Raw genomic sequence first — 24,282 nt, forward strand, 5'->3', positions numbered from 1 at the left:
TATGAATCCGCTATTTATAACCAACTACGGGAAAAATCTAGAGCAGTGGAAAAGGTATCTATTTTTGTAGATGTGCAAAATATCTACTATACAACGAAACAAGCCTATAATAGAAACTTCGACTATAACCAGTTTTGGGCCTTTGTCTCAGCTCACAGAAAAGTGATCAAAGCGATTGCATATGCCATTGATCGAGGCGATGAAAAACAAAAACAGTTTCAGAACATTCTTAAAGCAATTGGGTTTGAAGTTAAATTGAAACCTTTTATTCAAAGAAGTGATGGGTCTGCCAAGGGAGATTGGGATGTAGGCATCACCCTAGACGTTATAGACTATGCTCCAAAGTCAGATGTTGTCGTACTTGTTACAGGCGATGGTGATTTTGACTTGCTTGTAAGCAAAGTTAAAAACGACTTCAATACCTCAGTAGAAGTTTTCGGTGTTCCACAACTTACAGCACGCACATTAATGAATGTCGCTTCAAAATTTATAGCCATTGATGACAGTCTCTTGCTAACACAAAAATAATGAGACTAACTACAACCCTCCTTGCGCTAGAAACTTTTAACACTTAATTAACTAGATTTCTTTTCTTAATTTCATTGTTTCTTATTGATAAGTTAATCTTTAACAACCTTAACTAACTCATTAAAACCAAAATGTAAATTAGACTTTAGTCTATTTGTTATTAAAAATTCAATCGAGCATTTCTTATAATTGTAGAGCAAACCATATAAAGCTAGTTAACAACTTAAAGTTAACTCTGCTTTATACGAAAATATTCGCAAAGCATATAAAGCTTTTAAATTATAAGTACTGATAAAACAAATTAGTGATGTTTTACCGCTTGAATATAAATCAGTTGTTGTGATATTATTTTTAAAATTTACGCACAAGGGCTTTATTCATGTAAGCTATTCTCGCTATCAACATAATCCTTACCCTATAAGTATAAGATTGATTAGCCATTAGTAATGGATGTATACACAGCGAAGGATTTTAGTGAGTCTAGTCTGCTAAGAATAGCAATAGGAACCATACGGTTTTAAAAGCGTTAGCTGAGTCTTCAAGTGATGAAAGTACTGGAACTTAATAAAAGTAAGTGTCTGCGTGATACGTTTCTAGTTATTGTTACGCCAAAGCATTAACAACAACTAATATTAAGATTCCTGATAGAAATTGAACAACTTGAAACATATAAAATCAATTTTTCGTATTTTCTATAAACAGGAAGTGTCTAAGTAGTATGACGTTTAGAAAAATACAACATCAATCACAGCCCAGATGTATAGCTCTTATAATGCAATACATTTATCACCACGGCGTCAAGCATATTACCTTACCACTAATAAATTATTGTTTTGATTAGCTGCTACCTTAGAAAAGTTAATTTATTTAGATTATACCAAAAACGAAGTTTTTTTAGCAACGCCAGCCGCCCCATAAGGGGTAAGCGCAATAGGTAGCATGATTAGAAATGCTTCGTAAAAGGTATTTTATTAATTATATTTAGTTATTTGAAGTATCGCAAAAATATACAAATGTAAATACTACCATACATAGTTCAGATCACTTTATTATCTAGATAGCATTAATATCACAGTATTAATAAGGATAGCTTGCAGCTTTCTATAACGATACGAAAGGATTCGTTAATATGATATTGATAGAAAAACAATTACTTAACAAGCGTGTACTTAACAATCATTATTCAATCTTATTAAAATCTACACTAAAATGAATTTAAAAAAAGAAAATAGCTTTAAGGACATAAACCCTTCATCCCTTATCTCTACTAAAAATTCAGATACTAAATCATCGAGTTTCATAGAGATTGAACAAATAAATAGTAAATGCTTACCTGATCTCCTTATGGAGCAAGTATTAGCATACCCAGATAGAACAGCTGTCGTATGTGATAATACAAATCTAAGTTATCGATCACTGGCTGAGAAAAGCTCAAATTTAGCTGTTTATTTACAACATATTGGGGTAATGGTGGATGAATGTATTGGTCTTTTTGTCGACCCTTCATTCGATCTAATGATTGGAGCATGGGGCATCCTCTTTTCTGGCAGCGCTTATTTGCCACTATCACCTGAGTATCCTGAAGATCGCCTTCGTTATATGATTGCAGATGCAGATTTGAAAGTTATTTTCACCCAAGAAAAGCTTAGAAAAAAACTGTCAAAAATTGCACCACAAAATACGAAAATTATCACCCTGGAAGATGCTATAGCCTTTACTGATGCATACCGAATTACAAATATATACAATCGATGTGTCTACCTACGCCCAAATAATTTAGCATACATTATTTATACTTCAGGCAGTACTGGTAAGCCCAAAGGAGTAATGATTGAACATCACAGCATTGTAAATCAAATGCTTTGGTTACGTCATGCTTATGCTATAAATCAAAATAGCATTATTCTTCAAAAAACGCCCATGAGTTTTGATGCAGCGCAGTGGGAAATTTTGTCTCCTTGCTGTGGTAGCCAAGTCATAATGGGAAGCGCTGGTGTATATCGTGATCCTGAGAGATTGATCAGGATGATTATCCAATATAACGTAACCACTCTGCAATGTGTACCTACACTCCTTCAAGCATTGTTAAATAGTGACGATTGCCAAGAATGCCATTCACTCAAACAAATTTTCAGTGGTGGAGAAGCACTTTCAAAAAAATTAGCCCTAGAGTGTAGTCAAGTACTTTCCCACTGTACATTAGTAAACTTATATGGTCCTACTGAATGTACGATTAACGCCTCAGCTTATAAAGTTACTGCTGAGACATTAAGCACCACTAAAAGCACGAATGATTTCAACGCAATTCCTATTGGTAATCCCGTTGATAACACAGAATTTTATATTTTAGATAATCAAATGATACCCGTATCTACTGGAGAAATTGGTGAGCTTTTTATTAGTGGTAACCAACTTGCACGTGGTTACCTCCATCGTCCAGAATTAACCTCTGAAAAGTTTATCGACAACCCCTTTTGTATACATACCAAATTATATCGAACTGGTGATTTGGCTTATTGGAATGCTGATGGCTCAGTTCAGTTTGCTGGCCGTGTAGACAACCAAGTCAAGTTACGTGGCTATCGCGTTGAGCTTGACGAAATTAAACTTGCCATTGAAGCCCATGCTTGGGTACAAAATGCAGCAGTATTCATAAGAAACGATGCTCGCACAGGATTTCAAAACCTTATTGCGTGTATCGAGCTGAATGCACGTGAAGCGGCATTAATGGATCAAGGCATTAACAGCGCGCATCACCTATCTAAAAAAAATAAATTACAAGTTAAAGCTCAATTGTCAAACCCTGGGTGCAAAAGTCAACATGAGTTGGCTGATAAAGATATTGTAGAGTTATCTAACAAACGAGCAACACAGGCACAACGTCATTTAGCTTTTTCAAGAAAGACCTATCGTTTTTTTGAGGGGGGATCTGTAAGTAAAGATGATATACTGAAATTACTCAGTTGTTCTACAAGTACAAAAGCAGTAAGTGAGCGCAGCATCAGCTCTCTTAGTTTTCATGAGTTGAGCGAAATATTAAGAAATTTTGGTCAGTATCATAGCCATGAACGACTATTACCAAAATACGCTTATGCATCACCAGGAGCATTATATGCGACACAATTGTATCTAGAAATACATGGTATTGGATCATTAACATCAGGCTATTATTATTACCACCCTGTATATCATCAGTTAATTCTTATCAAAGCAATTGATGGAGCAGCTAATGCTTGTATCAAAGTACATTTCATAGGAAAAAAAAGTGCTATTGAGCCTGTTTATAAAAATAATATATTAGAAGTACTAGAAATGGAAACGGGCCATATGCTTGGCTTATTCGACGCTGTGCTTTCTCATTATCAATTAAAAGTTGATAATGGCGTTTATACTCCTACAGTCAAAGATCATCTGGAGTGTGCCATTGAAGACTACTATCTGGGTTCTTTTGAAATTTATTCTAATTTAAGCACATGTTTAAAAGATAACCTGGATATTTTTGTTCAAACCCATGAAGATAAAGTTTCAGGTCTTCCTGCAGGCCTTTATCAATACAAAGACAATAATTTAGCGCCAGCTTATTTAGAAAAAATTGCTAATGATGTAATTCAGAAAAAACATGTTATAGCTATCAATCAACAAGTTTATGAGCGCTCTAGTTTTGGTATTTCCCTTGTTTGTAGAAAAAATTCTGACTGGAGTAGTTATATCCAGTTAGGTCGTAAATTACAACAAATTCAAATGAACGACTTATACTTAGGTTTTATGTCATCAGGTTACAGCTCTAAAACAGGAAATGACTTACCTGCTGCCAAACGCATCACATCAATTCTTAACAGTATTGGGGAGGAATCAGGACCTTCATACTTCTTTTTAGGTGGTCGTATTAGTTTGGAACAACATAAAAGCGAGGGCATGAAAGAGGATGCTATTCATACAATGGGACCAGCAGAAATTCTTAAAGATGATCTGGCTAAACACCTTCCTGATTATATGGTGCCAAATAGAATTATCATCATGGATGCTCTACCACAAACTGTTAATGGAAAAATTGATTATAAGTCACTTGAAACATCAAAGCAGCTTCATATCGAGTCAGTTGAACGTCCTATAATTCCACCCAAAACAATGATCGAACAAGCTATTGCTTTAATTTGGAAAAAAGCATTACGCTGGGAATCTGTTTCTATAGAAGATGATTTTTTTGAGTCTGGAGGAAACTCCTTAATTGGTGTACAAATAATTAACAAGATTAATAAAACACTTAACTGTACTTTGCCCTTACAAGTTCTATTTGAAGCTCCCACTATAGAAAAACTAGCAAGACATATACAATGCGAAAATATGCAACCAATTTCTCGTATTGCTTGCTTATCAAATAAAGGGAACAAAAATCCAGTTTTTTGTTGGCCTGGTTTAGGCGGATATCCTATGAGTTTAAGAGCACTAGCCAATCACGTGAAAATTGGACGGCCTTTTTACGGTGTGCAAGCTTATGGTATCAATGCTGGAGAAACTCCCTTCACAACCATCAAAGAAATGGCAGAAGAAGATATAAAATCAATTAAGCGAATACAGCCATCTGGTCCTTATACTCTTTGGGGTTATTCATTTGGTGCTCGAGTCGCTTTTGAAGCCGCCTACCAGTTAGAAAAATGTGGGGAGTGTGTAGAAAACATTTTTCTAATAGCCCCTGGTTCTCCTAAGATCCAATCACACTCACACAATATGGATGATATTAGTTTACAGTTCGATCAATGTGAACAAGTAATAACTCGTGACCATTCAATATACAATAATAAGAAATTTTTAACTATTTTATTCTCAGTCTTTTCCCAGACGATTACAGGAGCAACACTGGAAGACTGTTTAAAAGTGGTGAATAATGAAGAACTTTTTATTTCGTTTATAAGTTCAAAATACAAGCATCTCGAACCAGATCTCATTAAAAGAATAACTCAAATTGTACGCCTTACTTATGATTTCAAATATACTTTTCATGAGTTAAATGAGCGCAAGATTAAAGCACCATTAACTATTTTTAAAGCAAAAGGAGATGACTATTCCTTTATTGAAAATAGTAGTGGTTACTCATCAAATCCTCCAGTCATTGCCAATTTAAATGCAGATCATTACGCCATTTTAAAAGAGCCTGAGCTTCAAACATTACTAACCGCAATTGAACGAAGATTAGCCAACCATTAAAAAAAATAGGTGAACATTATGCCACATGTGAATATTAAGTACTTTCCAGTAACGCTTAGCCAAGCCCAAAAAGATGAACTTGTTACAGAAATCACAAGAACACTACAAAAAACATTCGATTGTGATGAGGGCGTTATTTCAATTGCACTTGAACCTACTTCACAAGATGTTTGGAATGAACAGGTGTATATCCCCGAAATTGAACAAAAGAAGAATTTGCTTTGCAAAAAACCTAGCTATTAATTGTTCAAATTAGGAATGACTGTGATTAAAAATTATAAAGGCATCACTTTGGTTTATTGTGATGAAGTAGCTGATGCGCTTGATACTCAAAAACCAGTTGTAGCATTAGAATCAAATGTAATAACTCATGGATTAGCTTATCCAGATAATATAACCACAGCCAAAAAAGTTGAAGCAGCTGTAAGAGCCGGAGGATCAATACCTGCAACGATTGGTATTGAAGATGGCCGCATCTTGATTGGGATGACCGATACTAATATGGAGCGTTTTGCTGCAACCGGAAAAATCCCCAAAGTCAGTAGTAGAGACCTTCCAGTTATTTTGGCTCAAAAAGGAATGGGGGCTACTACAGTTGCATCTTCATTAGTTGCTGCTGAAATTGCTGGAATACCTTTTTTTGCTTCAGCTGGGATAGGAGGTGTACATCGTGGTGCTGAAAAAACAATGGATATTTCTTCCGATTTAATACAGTTCACCCGTTCTAAAGTTGCTGTGGTTTGTGCTGGAGCCAAAAATATTTTAGATCTTAACTTAACAATGGAATTTTTAGAAACTCATTGTGTACCCATAATATCTTATCAATTTGATGATTTCCCTGCATTCTATTGTCGAACCAGTGGAATTAGAAGTCCTCATCGACTAGATGAAGAGGTAGATATTGCTCAGGCCATTGAGTTGCATTGGGCTTTAGGTAATCACAGCTCAATACTCATAACCAGTCCAACCAAAAAAGAAAATGCCATTGATAGCCAGGAAGTTAATGGCGCTATTGATCAAGCCATCTTTAACGCAGAAAAAGACGGTATTAGTGGTAATTCAATAACAAAATATATTATGCATGCAGTAGATAGGGTTACCGCAGGAAAGTCTGCAAGAGCTAACATGGCCGTACTTATTAATACAGCAGAAGTTGCTGGTCGACTTGCTGCTGCTCATGCTCAGTTTCGTCGAGAAGAAGTGCCACCAACAATATGATATATCCTTCACAATGGGTTTAACACATATAAACAGTGATAATATTAAGATAAAATACTATGAACAAAAATTCAGTTATCTTTGATTTAGATGGAACTCTAATTGACACTCCCCGTGCCATTATTGAAACTTTTACTCAAACATTTTTAACTATGGGCCTAGCTGCTCAAAAAGCTGAGGATATCAGAGCAACAATCGGCTTACCTTTAGAGAAAGCTTTTAGTCGCTTACTAAATTTGCCTGCGGACAATGAGCTTGTTATACAGTGCATAAATCAGTATCAACTACTTTTTAAAGAAATTATTTTACCCAAAGCCAAAACGCTTATATTTCCTGGTGTTGAAGATGGACTAGCTACACTGAGTAAGCAAGAGCTCCCTCTTGCTATTGCCACAAGTAAATTTTATGCAAGCGCTGATGCATTATTGAAAGCAGCAGGGTTACGTGATTACTTTTCTGTATTGGTTGGAGCTGATCAAGTGAATAACCCCAAACCAGATCCAGAAGCAGGATATTTAACATTGAGAAAGCTAAACAATGCATCAGTAGAAAATGCCATTATGATAGGCGACACAACTCACGATCTAAAAATGGCTAATGCTGCAGGTATGCGATCTATTGCTGTTACCTATGGCATTCATAGCTTACCAGTACTTAGATCAGCTAATCCAACATGGACTGCTGACACATTTACAGATGTAGTCAATATCATTGCTGAGGCTTTTCAACTAAAAAAAATCGAGGCTGTAATACTGTGATTGATCGTTTAAAAGATTGGTTGTTGGCCATTGCCGGAGGCGTGCTACTTGCACTCATGATTGAGTATAACAGCCTCTTAGCGAAACATACGACACCTTATATTGCATCATGGGTAGCCCATGGGATGGGAGCCATTGTCGCACTTGCGCTTGTTTTTTTGACCATGATGGCATTACGCTCCAGACAAAAAGAAAACAAAAGCCCCCCTCCTTCGAAGTTACCCGTTTGGTTTTACTTAGGAGGCATTCCAGGTGCCTTTACAGTTGTTTTAGCGGCTATTGCAATTAATGGTAGTCTTTCATTATCTGAAGCCATTGCCCTAATGCTTGTAGGTCAAGTTATCTTTGGTATGCTTTCAGACCATTTTGGCCTTTTCCTCGTGTTAAAACGCCGTATTATTTTAAAGGATTTCCTTGTAGTGACATGTGTCCTTACTGGCAGCGCAATGATTATTTTCGGGAGGTAAAAGAGATTGATTCTTTTTATATTTTTAGCCCTATTAAATGGGATGCTAATTGGCTCTAGCCGAGCAATTAATGGTCAACTAAGTGCCAAAATTGGTCCATTTAAAGCCTCTCTCTGGAATCATATTATTGGCTTTATATTTCTGACATTAATTTTGATCGTTATGGGGCAGTGGCAAGTAGATAACCCTGCAGATATTCCCTTTTCAGCCTATCTGGGAGGGTTCTTTGGCGCACTGTTTGTGGCTGTCAGCAGCTACGTTTTTCCCAGATTAGGGGCAATGAATGCAGCCATTCTGGTTATCAGTGGTCAAATGATTTCTGCTGTTTTCATCGACTGGCAAAATACAGACTCAGTACCTAGCTTATTACGTTGTTTGGGTGTCATTGTTGTGTTATTAGGAATTTATTTGTCCAGACTACCGAACACATCAAAAAATAAGGAAGTAATCAATGACTGACGATAAGTCAATTATCAACGAACTTTTAAATGATAAACAATACCATATTGAGTTTAATGGCCATCTCACTAATCATGTAAAACATGCTGTTGTAGCACTGGCAGGTATGAATATTCCTGCTCAGAAAATAAAAGATTATTACGAAAATTATGCCAAATTGACAACCTATGGCTTTGGCCTTGAGCCCGCCAGAGCTTCAAAATACGTGATATCAGAAGAGAACTGGAAGGATTTCTTAGGACAACGCACCAGCTTTTCTGCTTACTGTGATTTTTTTGATTTACAGGTAAAAAAGCTAGGCTTAGATATTGTACTTGAAAAGTATATGCCTACACTGCTATCTGGGTGGGCAGGAGCATTCACTCACGCAACAATTCACTTAGGATGGGCTCTCGATATAAAAAGCCACTGGATGGCAGTTGAAGGGTTAGCCTATATGGCATACGCCTATGTCTCTTGTAACCCTCAACGAGCCGCCATTACTCGAGAGCAATATACAAACGAAGCACCATTTGACTCTTTACAAAGAATTACAGCCTACTGGAATAATCACTCTACAGAACTGTCTGATTGGGTTGAAACCCTTGTTTCAAACACTGAGTCAGATAAAGCTGAAGGTATTCATCCAGAGCTTATTAGGTCTGGTTTACAATATCGAATTGCAAAACTGCTTAAAGTGGGCCACCCATTAATCTATGAGCTTCCTGCCTGGCTGAAAAGCAATGATACTTCATCTGTATGGGATCAACTGTATTATACGGTTTCACTTTTATACTTAGCAAAGCCTGGTGATTTTGTATTATTACATCTTATCACCTCACTCCATGCAATGGAAAAAATTGCACAGCATTTACCTACAGAACAAACTAAGGATGTTATTAAGTGCTATTGGGTTGGCTTACTATGCATTCTATTTTCCCGTGCAGACTTTCCTAAACACGCAAAACTTGAATCCCTGCATAATACATTTAACAAGGCTAAAGATGATATTGATAATGAAGCATGGAAACATGTCTGGGAACAAACGATAGCTCGCTCCGTAGAAGAGGAAGAGGAACATAACCCTAAACTTGTCTATGTTCTGCAACTAATGTGGGAAAGAAGTAAAGGACTATCTATTTACCGAGCAGCTGCAGGTCAGTTTACAACAACACCTGAGCTCCCTCCATCTTTTGAAACGCCTCCTACAGAATAAAAGTCGTCAGGAATTTATAATGTCAAACTCTACAACATATGACATAGATAAATATTTAAAACAAAATGTGCATGTACTGCCTCAGAACAATCAATTGCGTGCATTACATACAATAATTAGAAATCGTCAAGTTTCACGAGAAGACTTCGTGTTTTACTCAAGCAGAATTATTCGCTTGTTGATTGAGGCTGGACTCAATTTGTTACCTTTTGAGCCACTTGAAGTGGAAACACCTGTTGGCAATACTTATAATGGTTTGCAGTTTGCGTCAAAGTTATGTGGTGTTCCCATTATAAGAGCCGGTGAAAGTATGGAGCCTGAATTACGTGCTGTTTGCCCTGCTATTCGTATTGGCAAAATACTCATCCAACGAGATAAAGTAACTAAACTACCACATTATTATTACTCAAACTTGCCTGAAGATATTCATGAACGTCATATTCTCATGCTTGAGCCAATGCTTGCTACAGGTGGAAGCGCAAAAGCAGCTATTCAACTCCTATTAGATAAAGGCGTACAAGAAGATAAAATTATTTTTGTAAACTTTATTACTGTTCCAGAAGGTATTCATGCTGTCTGCAGTAAATATCCAAAAATTAAAATTGTCACTTCATCTATAGAAGAAGAATTAAATGAAAATGCCTTTATGATACCTGGTATTGGTGACTTTGGAGATCGTTACTTTGGAACCGTAAACTAAGCTTTTGAATAGAAATAATATATTTATAAAACCCCAGGCCTTATATTTTTAAGGCCTGGGATGTAGCTTATTGCTGCGCTTCAATTCGTACAGAATATACCATCGGCTTTTGACCCGGCCTATGAAAAATAGCTGTTGTTGGGCAACGACCTAATTCTGTATCTCCAAAATACCACTCTACATAAAGATCTATACCTGCACGCCCTATAGTAACAGCTCTATAACCGGGACTAGAGCATCCTATTGATAAATTTTGACCAAAATTTACTATACAGTTGTCCCACACATATCCTTTCTGGTTGCTAGAAGTATAATTACAGGTACTCAATGTACTACAAAACAACTTCCAGTTTCCCTGACAGGTTTTATCAACAGCATTATCATCAGCAGTGCTTGATGCGTTTGCAGTTACAACAGTCAGTAGATTTACAGATAAAGTTAATAGTATTCTTTTTAACATTTTCAATCCTTGATTTTATTTATGCTTTTGTTATCACTTTTGCAAAAAGCCTGGCCAACTAAACTAGTTCAAAGAAAAATCAATCTTGCATTAAATTAATCACTTTATCAAATACAAACAAAAAGCGTAATCACAACAAAAGCTGTGACAAAAAACCAACTTTTCTACATTACTATCTGGTACTCATTTAAATATCAAAATATGTAAAACCTCTGCACAACAAAGCTATATTCCATCACATATTTGTCTTATCTATTGACAGAATATTTATAAAATCTTGCATCTATTTTCATTATTGATACATACTGGTACCAAATAATACCAATTAAGTAGGTTATATATACCCTTCAAGGAGCAACAAGCTATGAAAAAAGTTGTCATTATTGGAAATGGAGGATCAGGAAAGTCTACTTTAGCTGTTTTACTAAGCTCCAAATTGGACCTGCCCGTATTTCATTTGGATCAACTTATCTGGAATTCAAATTGGCAAGCTGTATCTGAAATTGAGTTCATCCAAAGACACGACTTACTCATATCAAGTAGCCAGTGGATTATTGAAGGGATTGGCTATGACTGCACCATAGAGTCACGCTTTATTGCAGCAGATACCATTATTTTTCTCGATTTTTCACTATCTTTCTTATTCTACAGAGTATTTAAGAGGCAAGTTCAATCGTTGTATAAAGAGCCTGCTGGCTGGGCACCCAACAACAAACTTTTCTCCAAAACAGCCTTTATCCTAAGAATAGTTACCGATATTCATCGCAATACACGTAAGGATATACTTGCACTCATAAGTAAACACGTGCATAACACAGAAATACTACATATTAAAAATCTTCGTATGCTAAGAAACCTTCATACAAAGTTAGGTCTTAACTAACTGATGCCTCCGCGGTCATATTCTCATATATTAATACTTAGGGTCTTAAAGAGGCTCATGTTGCCCCTTCTCGAATCAATGTTATACACATAGATAAGGCTTACTCTGAAGGAGATTGAGATCTGCGTACACGAAATAGCTATACTTTAAATTCTTTTACCAGCATTTCTAATTTATCGGCTAAACTTTCAACATTTTTCCCTGTTTCCAGATTTTTATTTGCTTCAGCAGCAGTGTTTTTCGAAATATCACTTACCTTAACGATACTGCTATTTATACTATCTGATGCTATTTGCTGTTGTTCCGCTGCTGCTGCAATATGCGTATTCATTTCATTTATTTCTGAAACTGCCTCACTAATTTGTGATAGTGCATCATTTAAACGAATAACTTGATCTTTATTTCCTCCTGCTCTTTCAGCAGAACGTTTCATTAATGAAACAGCTTCCTGCGATCCAGACTGTAAACTTTGAATCATTTGCTGGATTTCAAGCGTTGCATCCTGTGTGCGTTGAGCGAGTGTTCTTACCTCATCAGCAACCACTGCAAAGCCTCTTCCTTGCTCACCAGCCCGAGCAGCTTCAATTGCAGCGTTTAGGGCCAGAAGATTGGTTTGCTCAGCAATACTACGAATAACGTCTAATACTGCACCAACCTTTTCACTATCAGTAGCTACCTTATTCATGGTAGATTCAGTTTCCGCAACTTCTGCAACAAGTGTTTCGGATGATTGAGATGTTGCATGGGCAACCTCAATACCGTCACTACAAAGCAAATTAGCGCGCTCTGTAGATTCAGCAGCAGAACTTGCATTTTGAGCCACTGACTGAGCCGTTGCATTCATTTCTGTAGATGCTGTTGCAACCTGTTGAGATTCTGTTTGTTGTAACATTACACCTTCTGCTGTACTCGCACTTAGCTGTGCCATCTGTTTTGCTGAAGCTTTTAACTCTACAACAGTTTCTATTATATGCCTCACTGTGTGGTTGAATTTCCCTAACATGCCATTAACAGCATTGGCTATTCTTCCTACCTCATCCTTTACCTCAAGCTCTATGCTTTTACTAAGGTCGGAATTCTGTTGAATAGTCAATATTGATTCTTCAAGCTTTGTAATTGGTTTCGTAAAAAACTTCGATACAAACAGGCTGAATAAATAAGCTAATACGGCAAATACCAGCATACTGGCAATACTGACCTGCAAGATAAATGAACGCAACTCGTCGGCTGGTGCAAAGGCTTCTGACTCATCAATTTCACTCATAATGGCCCAGTTTAACCCTTCTATTTTGAGTGGAGCATACGCAGAGAGGACATTTACATTCCGATAGTCTGGAAAAATCTGAAATGCTGTTTCACCTGCTATAGCTGCATGCGTCCCCTTTGTTTTCACCGGCTGTAAACCAATTGTTGTCTTCTTCGATAAAATAGTATTAATAATCGACTCTTTTATACCAACTGATAACAACGCTGCCTCATAGCCTGATTGATCTTCTAATAAAAACCGGCTTAAACTACGCATAGTATAATCAGGTCCTACAAGGTAAGTCTCACCTGATTTACCCAACCCAGCTTCTACCCATTTTTGGTTATATGTCATAATTGTATTAATTCGATCAATTGGCATCTGAAATATCAAAACCCCTATACGCTGGCTTCCATCAAATATAGGTGTAGCGATAAACGATGCAGGATCTTCATAAGAAGGTGTATAACTCGAAAAATCAGTTAAATATACTGTTTTCTGCGATGCATTAACGACTTGTTTAAAAGCCTCTCCAATCCCTGAGTTTGCATAAGGTCCTGTTTTTATTGATGTTGAGTAATCCAACTCTTTGAATACTGAATAAACAATATCCCCAGTATCATAATCAACTAAAAATATGTCATAGTATTCAAAGCGCTGTAAGAAGTCTCTTATGTGAGGATGAAATTTTTCGTGAACTTTTGCATAGGTTGTATTATTCTCCAAAGTAACTAGTTTATCTTTTTCACCTAAAGGATTTGAATTTGATTGAATAAATGCATGCTGAAGCGCAATTGAATCTTCATCTAACCCGCTCAATAATTGGTTGGCATTTGCTTTTTTTCCATTATTTCTATTGCCGTATTCGTTATTATAATCTCTCGTATAATACTGGCTTAAGGAATCTTTTAGCGTACTTACATCTGTGATACCCGCTTCACTTCTGTAAGCCTTAAATGCACTATTAAAATCATTCATTGCATTAATGATCATACGATCATTTGAAAAGCTTAAAACTTGGTTACGTATGGTATTAAAGTAATCTTCAATTTGCTGCTTTTTAATTGTTCTAATTGATATCAATTGTTCTCGTGCTTGAGCTTCCATCGTCTTTCGTGCAGTTTTGTAACTTTCTGAACCAAGCACTAAAGCAAGTACTATGAGCGGAATAAGTGCTACACTAAGCAATATAAACGTTAGTTTAGTACGAATACTTTTCATTATTGGTCATCAACTCCAGTTAAAACTACTTTTATAGTCTTAGTATTCTTTATAAATTAACTATATGGGCACTACTTACAACCATATACTTCTCACGAATCACTTATATTTATATACACACTATCTATAGCGCTTACCCTAATAGGCCAGCTAGTACTTTTAAAATAACTGTAGCTGTCATTGCAAATTTTAAATATGATAACTACATTATATGCGCATTACTGATCTTTTCTATCATTATTACTACCAATGAAATATTTCTCCTAGCTTGCACTGCATTCCATATATCATTCCCTAATTGTCACTTTGTTTCTTATCTAAATTTAGTTTTTCTGTTCAGCAACACTTACAGATAGACTCCAACTTAGAAGAATTATTTTTAGATATAAAGCATTCGAATATACTTATAGCCAATTCTAAACCATATTCTAAGGGACTAGACTATGCTCTCAACACTCACACAAGAAAATAATACATTAAAGGATGACTTTCTTGTAACAAAAACAATCATATTGAGTGGCACAGACTATTCAGAAAAACGAAAAGAAATTCTTGATTATTTCCACAACAGCTTCTCACTTTATGAAAGTATTTTTGAATGTTTAAATAACGAGAATGCATTTTACACCAGACCCAATCCGTTACGTCATCCGTTAATATTCTACTTTGGTCATACGGCTGTATTTTTCATCAACAAGCTCAATGTTGCAGGGTTAATTTCAACTCGCATTGATCCCAAGTTAGAATCGATGTTGGCTATTGGTGTTGATGAAATGTCTTGGGATGACCTTCACGATGAACATTATGACTGGCCAACAACAGATGAAGTTCGTGATTACCGGAAAAAGACACGCAAACTAGTCGACCAGTTTATTCGTACAACTGATTTTACTTTACCAATAGATTGGCAAAGCCCAATGTGGATTATCTTAATGGGTATCGAACATGAACGTATCCATTTAGAAACAACATCCGTACTTATTAGAGAGTTACCTATCCAGTGTATTACACCTCACCCTATATGGAGTAATATCTGCCTCACCAGTAATTCTCCTCCTAGCAACGAGTTATTACCCGTGATTGGTGGGCCAATCACTTTAGGTAAATCAAAAGACAATCCACTTTATGGATGGGATAACGAGTATGGAGCATTTCATACTTACGTCGATAATTTTAAGGCCAGTAAATATCTTGTTTCAAACAAAGAATTTTTGGATTTTGTAACTGTAAATGGATACAACCGGAAAGAGTATTGGGATAAAGAAGGTTGGCAGTGGGTTCAGTCTCGAGAGCACAAAATCCCCAGATACTGGCTAAAAGTGGGCGATAAGTTTAAGTACCGAACAATGTTGGAAGTGATCGACATGCCTTGGGATTGGCCAGTTGACGTGAATCACTATGAAGCAAAAGCATTCTGTAACTGGAAATCATCTGTTTTAGAAAAAAATATACGCTTACCTACAGAGGCTGAATGGTATACCCTACGAAAACAAGTAGATACAGATCAACCTTACTGGAATCAAGCACCTGGCAACATTAATTTAGAATATGAAATGTCAGCTTGTCCAGTAAATCGCCATGCTTTCGCTAATGGTTTCTATGACATAATTGGTAATGTCTGGCAGTGGACTGAAACCCCCATTGATTGTTATGAGGGTTTCAGTGTTCATCCTGCTTATGATGACTTTTCAACCCCAACCTTTGATGGGAAGCATTTTCTCTTTAAAGGCGGTTGCTGGATATCAACTAGCAATTATGCAATCAAAGACTCACGCTATGCTTTTCGACGTCATTTTTTCCAGCATGCAGGCTTTCGATATGTAGAAGCTCCCCCCCTGCCTGAGCCCTGTTTAAATATTTACGAAACTGATGCGATGGTATCTCAATATATTGAATTTCATTATGGTGAAACCTATTTCAATGAGCCGAACTTCCCTATGACCTGTGCCCAATACTGTTGTAAGCTTGTGGAAGGTCTACCTAAACGTAGAGCTTTAGACATTGGCTGTGCTGCAGGTCGAGCTAGTTTTGAATTAGCCAAAGTTTTTGAGCATGTAGATGCTGTTGATTTTTCTGCGCGAATTATACAAACCCCCACCAATTTACAAAAACAAGGCTTTCAACGATACACTATTCAAGAAGAAGGAGAACTTGTTACCTACAAAGAAGTACGCTTCGATAATTTTGGCTATGACGAAGTAAAAAATAGAGTTACCTTTTTACAGGGAGATGCTTGTAATCTTGCAGCTAAATTTACTGACTACGATCTCATTTTGGCTGGAAACTTACTCGATAGGTTATATGAACCTGCAAAATTCTTAAGATTGATTAAAGATCGAGTTCGCCCGGGGGGCCTGTTAGTGATTACATCACCTTATACATGGCTTTCTGAATTCACGAAACGAGAATTTTGGTTAGGTGGTTTCAAAGCGAATACTGGAGAATCTTATACCACACTTGACGGCTTACACGATCATTTAGAACCTGAGTTTACTCTACTGCAACAACCTATCGATATTCCATTTGTAATTCGAGAAACTAAGCGTAAGTATCAGCATACGTTAGCTGAGCTGACTGTATGGCAGAAAAAGGATTAAGCACCATGCACTCAATAAATTCATCATTGAACTTAATAACACCTAATGTGCTTACAGTAGGAACAATTGAACAAATTAAACCAATGGCATACCAGGATTATGAAGGAAACTGGAAAGGCTTTGAGGTAGATATTCTTAAGTTCATCGCCGAACATATGAGGCTTGCAATACAGTTCATTACTTTTCCTTTTGACCATATTTGGTTAAGACCCAAACAGGGAGATTGTGATATAGCATCAGCTGTTCTTACAATACTTCCTGAACGTGCTGCAGAGGGAGCAGCCTTTTCACACCCAATTTTTGAGTTTGGTCAGTCCTTACTTGTTCGTACAAGTGATCCACACTGTTTTCATACTTTACAAGATTTGAAAAATAAAAAAGTTGGTGCTGTTAAAAATACAATGGGGGAAGCTTACTTACAAGAGTATGCCCCAGAAAATTTACACGTCATTCTTTATCAGCGTACCGACGATGTTTTAAATGCTCTCCGTAATCATGAAATTGATGCTTTTGCTCGTGGAGAGCCTTGCAATGGATATATCGCCCGCAAGTATGCAGAGTTTGAGATAATTGATATACAGCCATGTCACGAAAAAGTAGGTTTTGCTGTTTCACGAGAAAATAATGCCTTACTTAACATTGTCAATACTGAAATTAATCAATTAAAAAATAAAGGAGTATTACGCAAATTAAGAAATTTTTGGAGCGCTTACAACATTCATTTACTTTAGTAAAAAATCATGGAAATCCGAGTCTAAGTACAAATTAAGGAGGTATATATGCTCGTTGCATCTCAGTCAGCACTTAGGCATTTTTTCTATCCTGTCTGCCCTGTTAACAAGCTAACAGATGGTCCAGTCGAGTTTACGCTATTAAATCAATCTATCGTGCTTTGGTTAGACCAAAATAATCAACCTGCTGCTGCAGAAAATCGTTGCTGTCATCGCTGGGCCAAGTTAACTAAAGGCAAGGTTATTAATGGAGCAATACACTGTCCGTATCATGGATGGGCTTTTGATAATACAGGAAATTGTATTAAGATACCTCAACATCCCGAAAGACCTATCCCATCAAACTACTGTATAAAATCATATAAATGTCAATCACGATATGACTACGTTTGGGTAGCACTTGAAGAACCCATTATGCCTATACCAGAAATACCAGAATTCGAGTCAGATGAGTATAGGATTATCCATTTAGATAATCGTACTTGGCATTGTAGCTCACTCGTCGCATTAGAAAATATTTTTGATAATGCACACCACCATTTTATACACCAATATCTAGGCGATAAAGTTAACCCTGTACCTATTCCACCAACAAAAATAGAAAATACATGCTATGGTATGTTCTTCAAGTCAGACATATATAATTATAGTAACGATTTGCAGTATAAGGCTTGGAATATTAAAAATGAAGAAATGCTTCTTAAACGAGAATTTCATTGGTACATGCCTTTTCTGGTAAAAATTACGCTTAGCTTACCCAACAACCTAAAAAATATAACTCTGATATCATTTACACCTATGACAAACTCTAGCTTGCAGTGGATTAATTTAGTTATACGTAATGATACCGAAGAAGATGTTAAAACTTCAGATGTTATTCAACTTGGCATGACAATTAGCTATGAAGATCAGAGTATTTTAGAGAATGTACTACCTGATGTTCCATTAAATTTACTTGAGCAACGTCATATGGAGTCAGACCGACCTTCCATATTGATAAGAAAGCGCTTTGGTGATTTACTCTCTGAGTTTGGAGATACTGAACAAAGAACAGACTGTATACCAAATAAACTTGATGAGCAAATATCCAATCATACAAGACATAAGCTAAAGGTCTATTAATATATGCTAATTTAATCTTTACAAGAAAATCTCAACCACTCTCGCCAAACTGGTTCATTTTCCTTAAGCCAACGTTCTGCGGCCTGTTGGTGAGATAATTTTTCAACATCAACCCAGTATGATAATGTTGAAAACTGCGAGCCATTCAACTCAATACGCTCAATTAATTGAACAGCACAGGGATAGTCTTGCTTGAGTCCAATCCAAGCAATTTTTTTTAGCCAACCCTGTTTTGGGTTTCCGCAATCATATGTTGAATATGGATTTACTCCCCAGCTTGGGTCTATTTCGCATTTTGCATCATACTCAGGGAATTCAATAAATTTCCCTTTATATTTTAACTCTACCCAGTTTGGCGTCCAGTTAAATAATACTATAGGTTTTTCACTTTGATATGCATTCTCTAACTCAACCCATAATTCATCTCCATGGCTGACTCTAACGAGATTAAAGTTTAAACCCAAAGCTATGATTCTATCTGAATCTGGTTTTTCCCAAGGTCCCCCTAAATAAAGCCCTCTTTGCTCATCATTACCTTTGGCAAATACATGAGCACATTTTTTTAAAGCCTGCCAATTGGGAAGACCAGGACAATACTTTTCTACATATTCAGGATACCACCAGTCTTCACGCGTTGTAGCTGGATGATTACCCAAGTCAAGAATACTATGGCTTTCCATCAAATATAAATATTCTTCCTCCATGGTCCCTTGCCATACTTCCATTTGCACATGCACAGTTCCACTGCCAATTTTATACCATTGAGCACTTGTTGGCATATTAATATACTCAATTTGATACCCTCGATTTTCGAGTAGTTCTCCAGTAATTATGGATAATACAATTTGTGTCGTCCAATCATTGGTTATTATTTTTATTGGGTATCTACTTGCATATAAAGGCGTTATACCATTTACTAGAAGAATATATAATAATGTAAAACTAATAATTTTATTTTTCATTTTGGCATACTCCCCCCATCCATCTTTTCCATACTTGCTGATTTTCATCTAGCCATTTATCGGCAGCAGCCTCATAAGACATGCCTTCAATATCAACCCAATAGCTAAATGACGCTATCTCAGCGTTACCAAATGAAATATTGTTAATAATATGTAGAGCGCAAGGATACGCATCTAAACCCTTCCATACAATTTTTTTTAACCAGCCATTTTTTGGATTACCACAGTCATACGTAAAGTACATATTAACCCCCCAAAGCGGATCATTCTCACAGTCTGGGTGGTATTCAGGAAACTCTATAAACTTACCTTCATAGATCACTTCTACCCAGTTTGGGGTCCAGTTAAACAATAAAATAGGACTTTTCTCTTCATAAGCTTGCTTAAGCTTCACACTTAACTCATCACCATGCTTTGCTCTGATAATATCAAAGTTCAATTCTAAAGCCCTTATTCTTGCTGCATCAGGTTTTTCCCAAGGTCCTCCAAGATAAATACCACGTAAACTATCCGTATTTTTTGCAAAAATATGACTACATTTTTTAAGCGCTCTCCAATCAGGAAGCCCTGGGCACAATGCCTCAACATAATCAGGATACCACCAGTCCTCTCGCGTTTTTGCCTTGTGATTACCTGCATCAATTATCTTATTATGTTGTAATAAATGAAGATAATGCTTCTCCATCGTTCCTTGCCATACTTCCATCTGGACATGTGCAAGTCCTCGACTTATCTTATACCATTGCGCAACTGTGGGTAGCCTTATGAACTCAACTTTATACCCGGATAATGAAAGCAACTTACCTGCAATGAATGACTGTACTAGTTGACTTGTCCAGTCATTGAGTATTACCTTAACAGGTCCTATTTTATTTTTATCCTCCCCTGCCAATAGGCTAGAGGTGATAATGATTAAACAGTACAATGACTTTTTAATACTCATCGATAATACTTTTGTTAATTTTTAAAAAACTGCCCGATACCTACTTTGTTATAATTCAAGGTATAATCAATATCTATTCTCATACTTTGTGAACAAGCACTCTTATAATTGAGTACTAATTTAGTTAATCATCAACTTTATCTGAGCCTTTATTTGGTTACTTTACGGCAACCCATATACCTTCCTATATTAGTAGCATGTAAGTTTATCTTTAGTTATGGATATTTACTTTTAAATAAAATACTAACTTTATATTTTTATCTTGCAGCTATGACCACTCTTAAATCTAGTTTAGCTTGTGTTACTTCCATTTTTCTCTCTTTTATAGTAGTGAACTCTGCTTACGCAAAAAAAATACCAGTATCGATTATGTTGAATGAATGGAGTAGTCAACTTATCATTTCTAACATTTACTCTAAACTCCTTAATAAAAAATCTATATCTTATACATTTATCGAAGTACCTTCAGATATGCAGTGGTATCACTTGGCTAGAGGAAATACGCACGTTCAAGTAGAAGTCTGGCAAGGCAGCATGGAACATGGTTTTAATAAACTTCTTGAGCAAAATATGATAATTGATGCCGGTAACCATGACGCTATCACTAGAGAAGGCTGGTGGTACCCATCCTATGTAAAGTCTTTTTGCCCTGGTTTACCCGACTGGCAAGCCTTAAGAAGATGTTCAACTATTTTTTCAGTTGATAACTTTTCTGAAAAGGGAACTTTTATTCGTGGCCCCTGGGGAAATGATGCCTCAAGAATAAGGGCTCTTAAACTTAACTTTAATATCTTAAAGGTATATCACAGTGATGAGTTATGGCGTATACTTAAGCGCTTTTATGCGCAAAAGCGACCAATTATTTTTTTTAATTGGACCCCAAACTGGGTAACGAAGTACTACGATGGAGAATTCGTCACATTTCCTGAATATTCGCCAGAATGCAAAATAAACCCTAAGTGGGGTATAAATCCCTACCATACTCATGACTGTGATAACCCTACACAAGCATGGCTAAAAAAAGCTGCCTGGGTTGGCCTGCCAAAAATAAATGAATGTGCCTTCAGAGTACTTCAGCAGCTAAACTTTAACAATACAATGATTGAAGAGTTAACGGAGTGGTCAGACAACAAGAAGTTAACCTATAAACAAGCCGCCCAACAGTGGATTGATAAATACGAAACCACCTGGAAAAAGTGGCTTTTAACGGCCTGCCCTCAGGCTTAATTATTTTCCATTTTTTGTGCATCCCATTTGTCGATGTAAGCTTGGTAGCGGCCCTCTTTTTTCATTTCTAGAAGTATCCTATCAAATTGATCACGAACCTTTGTTAACTTTCTCGCCTTGGAAAATACCATAAAGCTAGGAGTTACTTGTACATCAGGTTGTATGCGTTCAATAGAATCCAAAGTAAATTCCACAGAAATTTTTCTGTGCTGGTAAGGAATACTAAATAAATCCCCCACTAAAACGTCAATGCCACCACGCTCTAGTAAAAGTATTAAATCACGAGGTTTAGTTTTACTGGTTAATCTGGTTAACACACCTTCAGCAACAAGACCATCAAATACTGGGCCATAACTAAAATCCTGCCGAACCCCTAATCGATAATTTGCGAGTGAAGATAAGTCTCCACTATAGTTTATCTTTTGACCCTGCTTAATAAATAATGCCACCACTTCCTGCATAAGCACTTCTTGTGAGTAGTCTAAATAAGCTGTACGTTCTTCTTTATATAGCACCTGAAAAGCACCATCTAAAGATCCATTCTTTAATGACTTTAAAATACGTGACCAAGGCATTATCCTGATAGTAACGGGCTGCTGCATAGTAATAAAAACATGGTTTACCAGGCTAATCGTTATTCCATTAACATTCCCTTCCGTACTCATATAGTGATATGGAGGATACTCTAAGGTACCTATCGTTAGTGGTCTGCCTTTTTCTCCAGCACTAGCCTGCATAAACACACTGGTGTTGAGTAGCACACTTAGGGTAATCAACCTGAAAAATCTTACCCACCATAATTCCAGGATATTCATAGTCGCTAGTAACAACCTATCTAAAATAAATACTCATTTTTTTCGTTGTGCACTTGAAACAGAATAAGCCCACCCCATATTAAGATTAGCGTAATTGCTCTTAGAGAATTATGTGAGCTTCCAGTGGCGACAAAATTCAGCCAGGGAAGCTTTTCAGGCTTGATCACACGATAAGCCAAACGCCCTATATGGAGTCTTGCTCCAAAGTTTAGGGTATATCATATTGCTTAAATAAAAGGATATGTTCCGTGCGTAAATTTGACTTTTCACCTTTATATCGTTCAGCAATTGGTTTTGACCATATTTTTAACTTATTAGACTCAGCGACTCGTGTTGAGCAAGGACAACCAAGCTATCCCCCGTATAATATTGAGCTGCTTGATGAAGATCATTACCGCATCACCATGGCGGTAGCAGGTTTTACCTTACAAGAACTGTCTATTGTGAGTGAGCAAAACACACTACTTATTACAGGTAAAAAAGCCGAAGAAAAAGAGCAACGCCATTTTCTTCATCAAGGTATTGCAGCACGTAGTTTTGAGCGACGTTTCCAGCTTGCAGACCATATTCAGGTGGTCAACGCGTCATTAGAAAACGGCCTATTACATGTCGAGCTGGTCCGCGAGATTCCTGAAGCCATGAAGCCAAAGCAAATTCCTATTGGTGCAAACAATATGGATAGCAACCTCATTGAGCAAAATAACTAATTAATCAGCTTATCGCAGGAGGCTTTATAAACCTCCTGCAAACAGTCGTATCCTCTTACATAATGCCACTCAAACACACTGTATATCCTTCCATACTTCCACTGGTGCTCTTTTCAAAGTCCAATTCCACGTATCTCTGATCCAAAGATTGGCACTTACGAACTTGACCCTCTATAATCTGCGCCCAGGTTTTACCGCAATTTGCGGCTTAAGTCTCAGCACAATAGCATGAGTACTCACCGCCTTACGATTGTTAATTACTGTCTCATTTAGGAAACAACATATGAGTTACGATACTATTCCTCCTGGCAAAGACACTCCAAATGACATTAACGTTGCCATAGAGATCCCCGCTAACAGCAGCGCGCCAGTGAAGTATGAAATCGACAAAGACAGTAACCAGGTGTTTGTCGACCGTTTTATGGCCACCCCTATGTTTTATCCTGCCAACTACGGTTACATTCCACAAACCTTGGCTGATGATGGTGATCCGTTGGATGTATTAGTCGTCACTCCTTACCCTGTGGCTATTGGCTCTGTTATCCGTTGCCGTCCTGTAGGCGTGCTCAACATGAAAGACGAAAGTGGTGAAGATGCTAAGCTGATTGCCGTGCCTCACGACAAACTGACCACTCTCTATCAACATGTTAAAGAATACACCGACCTCCCTGCATTGCTGATAAAGCAAATCGAGCACTTCTTTGAAAATTATAAAGACTTGGAAGAAGGCAAGTGGGTTAAAATTGATAACTGGGAAGGTAGCGAAGCAGCGAAAAAAGCTATTGTTGAGTCAATTGCAGCTTACCAAAAATAATCATACACGCCCTCCCCCACGAAG

21 protein-coding genes are annotated in these 24,282 nt (G+C 37.0%); 16 read left to right on the forward strand and 5 right to left on the reverse strand.

The features are described from left to right. Positions 1-45 precede the first annotated feature (45 nt). The 9 genes from KHS79_RS10580 (at position 46) to upp (ending at position 10,530) form a co-directional block, all read left to right on the forward strand. Complete coding sequence (locus KHS79_RS10580; protein WP_212718759.1) at positions 46-528, forward strand: LabA-like NYN domain-containing protein; 483 nt, start codon at positions 46-48, stop codon at positions 526-528. Between the two features lie 1,209 nt (positions 529-1,737). Beyond that, positions 1,738-5,733: an amino acid adenylation domain-containing protein gene (locus KHS79_RS10585; RefSeq protein ID WP_212718760.1), complete on the forward strand. Its 3,996-nt coding sequence runs from the start codon at positions 1,738-1,740 to the stop codon at positions 5,731-5,733. A gap of 18 nt (positions 5,734-5,751) precedes the next feature. Next, positions 5,752-5,976, forward strand: coding sequence for a tautomerase family protein (locus tag KHS79_RS10590; protein WP_027708906.1), 225 nt, complete (start codon positions 5,752-5,754; stop codon positions 5,974-5,976). Between the two features lie 21 nt (positions 5,977-5,997). Further along, positions 5,998-6,951, forward strand: a complete 954-nt coding sequence (locus KHS79_RS10595) for a pseudouridine-5'-phosphate glycosidase (RefSeq protein ID WP_212718761.1) — start codon at positions 5,998-6,000, stop codon at positions 6,949-6,951. A 59-nt stretch (positions 6,952-7,010) separates the two neighbouring features. Continuing rightward, on the forward strand, positions 7,011-7,709 hold the full coding sequence (locus KHS79_RS10600) for an HAD family hydrolase (RefSeq protein WP_212718763.1): 699 nt from the start codon (positions 7,011-7,013) through the stop codon (positions 7,707-7,709). After that, complete coding sequence (locus KHS79_RS10605; protein WP_094786051.1) at positions 7,706-8,176, forward strand: DMT family transporter; 471 nt, start codon at positions 7,706-7,708, stop codon at positions 8,174-8,176. Before KHS79_RS10600 ends, KHS79_RS10605 begins: the two co-directional genes overlap by 4 nt. A gap of 6 nt (positions 8,177-8,182) precedes the next feature. Beyond that, the gene (locus tag KHS79_RS10610) at positions 8,183-8,635 is read left to right on the forward strand and encodes a DMT family transporter (RefSeq protein ID WP_094786050.1); all 453 of its coding nucleotides are present in this window, start codon (positions 8,183-8,185) and stop codon (positions 8,633-8,635) included. Beyond that, positions 8,628-9,830, forward strand: a complete 1,203-nt coding sequence (locus KHS79_RS10615) for a questin oxidase family protein (protein WP_212718764.1) — start codon at positions 8,628-8,630, stop codon at positions 9,828-9,830. Before KHS79_RS10610 ends, KHS79_RS10615 begins: the two co-directional genes overlap by 8 nt. A 19-nt stretch (positions 9,831-9,849) precedes the next feature. After that, on the forward strand, positions 9,850-10,530 hold the full coding sequence (gene upp, locus KHS79_RS10620) for a uracil phosphoribosyltransferase (protein ID WP_212718765.1): 681 nt from the start codon (positions 9,850-9,852) through the stop codon (positions 10,528-10,530). A 67-nt stretch (positions 10,531-10,597) separates the two neighbouring features. Here upp and KHS79_RS10625 read toward each other — a convergent pair whose 3' ends face one another. Beyond that, a complete protein-coding gene (locus KHS79_RS10625; RefSeq protein WP_212718768.1) occupies positions 10,598-10,990 on the reverse strand; it encodes a hypothetical protein in 393 nt (130 codons plus the stop codon). Between the two features lie 364 nt (positions 10,991-11,354). Between KHS79_RS10625 and KHS79_RS10630 the strand changes: the two genes are divergently transcribed. After that, entirely contained in the window at positions 11,355-11,873 is a 519-nt protein-coding gene (locus KHS79_RS10630; protein ID WP_212718772.1) for a P-loop NTPase family protein, read from the forward strand. 139 nt (positions 11,874-12,012) lie between these two features. On the opposite strand, the gene KHS79_RS10635 is transcribed toward KHS79_RS10630, so the two are convergent. Further along, on the reverse strand, positions 12,013-14,340 hold the full coding sequence (locus KHS79_RS10635) for a methyl-accepting chemotaxis protein (protein WP_212718774.1): 2,328 nt from the start codon (positions 14,338-14,340) through the stop codon (positions 12,013-12,015). A gap of 443 nt (positions 14,341-14,783) precedes the next feature. Here KHS79_RS10635 and ovoA point away from each other — a divergent pair, with 443 nt between their 5' ends. The 3 genes from ovoA to KHS79_RS10650 are packed head-to-tail and all read left to right on the forward strand — an operon-like array spanning position 14,784 to position 18,790. After that, entirely contained in the window at positions 14,784-16,937 is a 2,154-nt protein-coding gene (gene ovoA, locus KHS79_RS10640) for a 5-histidylcysteine sulfoxide synthase (RefSeq protein WP_212718775.1), read from the forward strand. Next, positions 16,919-17,668, forward strand: a complete 750-nt coding sequence (locus KHS79_RS10645; protein ID WP_212718778.1) for a substrate-binding periplasmic protein — start codon at positions 16,919-16,921, stop codon at positions 17,666-17,668. The genes ovoA and KHS79_RS10645 overlap by 19 nt, the downstream gene beginning before the upstream one ends. A 48-nt stretch (positions 17,669-17,716) precedes the next feature. Next, on the forward strand, positions 17,717-18,790 hold the full coding sequence (locus KHS79_RS10650; RefSeq protein WP_212718782.1) for an aromatic ring-hydroxylating oxygenase subunit alpha: 1,074 nt from the start codon (positions 17,717-17,719) through the stop codon (positions 18,788-18,790). Between the two features lie 11 nt (positions 18,791-18,801). Here the strand turns inward: KHS79_RS10650 and KHS79_RS10655 are convergent, their stop codons facing one another. Further along, on the reverse strand, positions 18,802-19,752 hold the full coding sequence (locus KHS79_RS10655; protein WP_212718786.1) for an ABC transporter substrate-binding protein: 951 nt from the start codon (positions 19,750-19,752) through the stop codon (positions 18,802-18,804). Next, the gene (locus KHS79_RS10660) at positions 19,742-20,695 is read right to left on the reverse strand and encodes an ABC transporter substrate-binding protein (RefSeq protein ID WP_212718788.1); all 954 of its coding nucleotides are present in this window, start codon (positions 20,693-20,695) and stop codon (positions 19,742-19,744) included. The genes KHS79_RS10655 and KHS79_RS10660 overlap by 11 nt, the downstream gene beginning before the upstream one ends. 369 nt (positions 20,696-21,064) lie before the next feature. Here KHS79_RS10660 and KHS79_RS10665 point away from each other — a divergent pair, with 369 nt between their 5' ends. After that, positions 21,065-21,922, forward strand: coding sequence for an ABC transporter substrate-binding protein (locus KHS79_RS10665; RefSeq protein WP_212718789.1), 858 nt, complete (start codon positions 21,065-21,067; stop codon positions 21,920-21,922). Here KHS79_RS10665 and KHS79_RS10670 read toward each other — a convergent pair. Further along, positions 21,919-22,737, reverse strand: coding sequence for a substrate-binding periplasmic protein (locus KHS79_RS10670; RefSeq protein ID WP_212718790.1), 819 nt, complete (start codon positions 22,735-22,737; stop codon positions 21,919-21,921). The two genes, KHS79_RS10665 and KHS79_RS10670, sit on opposite strands and share 4 nt — an antisense overlap. A 248-nt stretch (positions 22,738-22,985) precedes the next feature. Between KHS79_RS10670 and KHS79_RS10675 the strand changes: the two genes are divergently transcribed. Together KHS79_RS10675 and ppa are read left to right on the forward strand one after the other, a co-directional pair. Beyond that, the gene (locus tag KHS79_RS10675; protein ID WP_212718791.1) at positions 22,986-23,444 is read left to right on the forward strand and encodes an Hsp20 family protein; all 459 of its coding nucleotides are present in this window, start codon (positions 22,986-22,988) and stop codon (positions 23,442-23,444) included. A 283-nt stretch (positions 23,445-23,727) separates the two neighbouring features. Further along, a complete protein-coding gene (gene ppa / locus KHS79_RS10680; protein WP_027709997.1) occupies positions 23,728-24,258 on the forward strand; it encodes an inorganic diphosphatase in 531 nt (176 codons plus the stop codon). Positions 24,259-24,282 lie beyond the last annotated feature (24 nt).

The sequence above is a fragment of the Zooshikella ganghwensis genome (assembly GCF_018263875.1).
In the GTDB taxonomy this organism is placed as follows: domain Bacteria; phylum Pseudomonadota; class Gammaproteobacteria; order Pseudomonadales; family Zooshikellaceae; genus Zooshikella; species Zooshikella ganghwensis.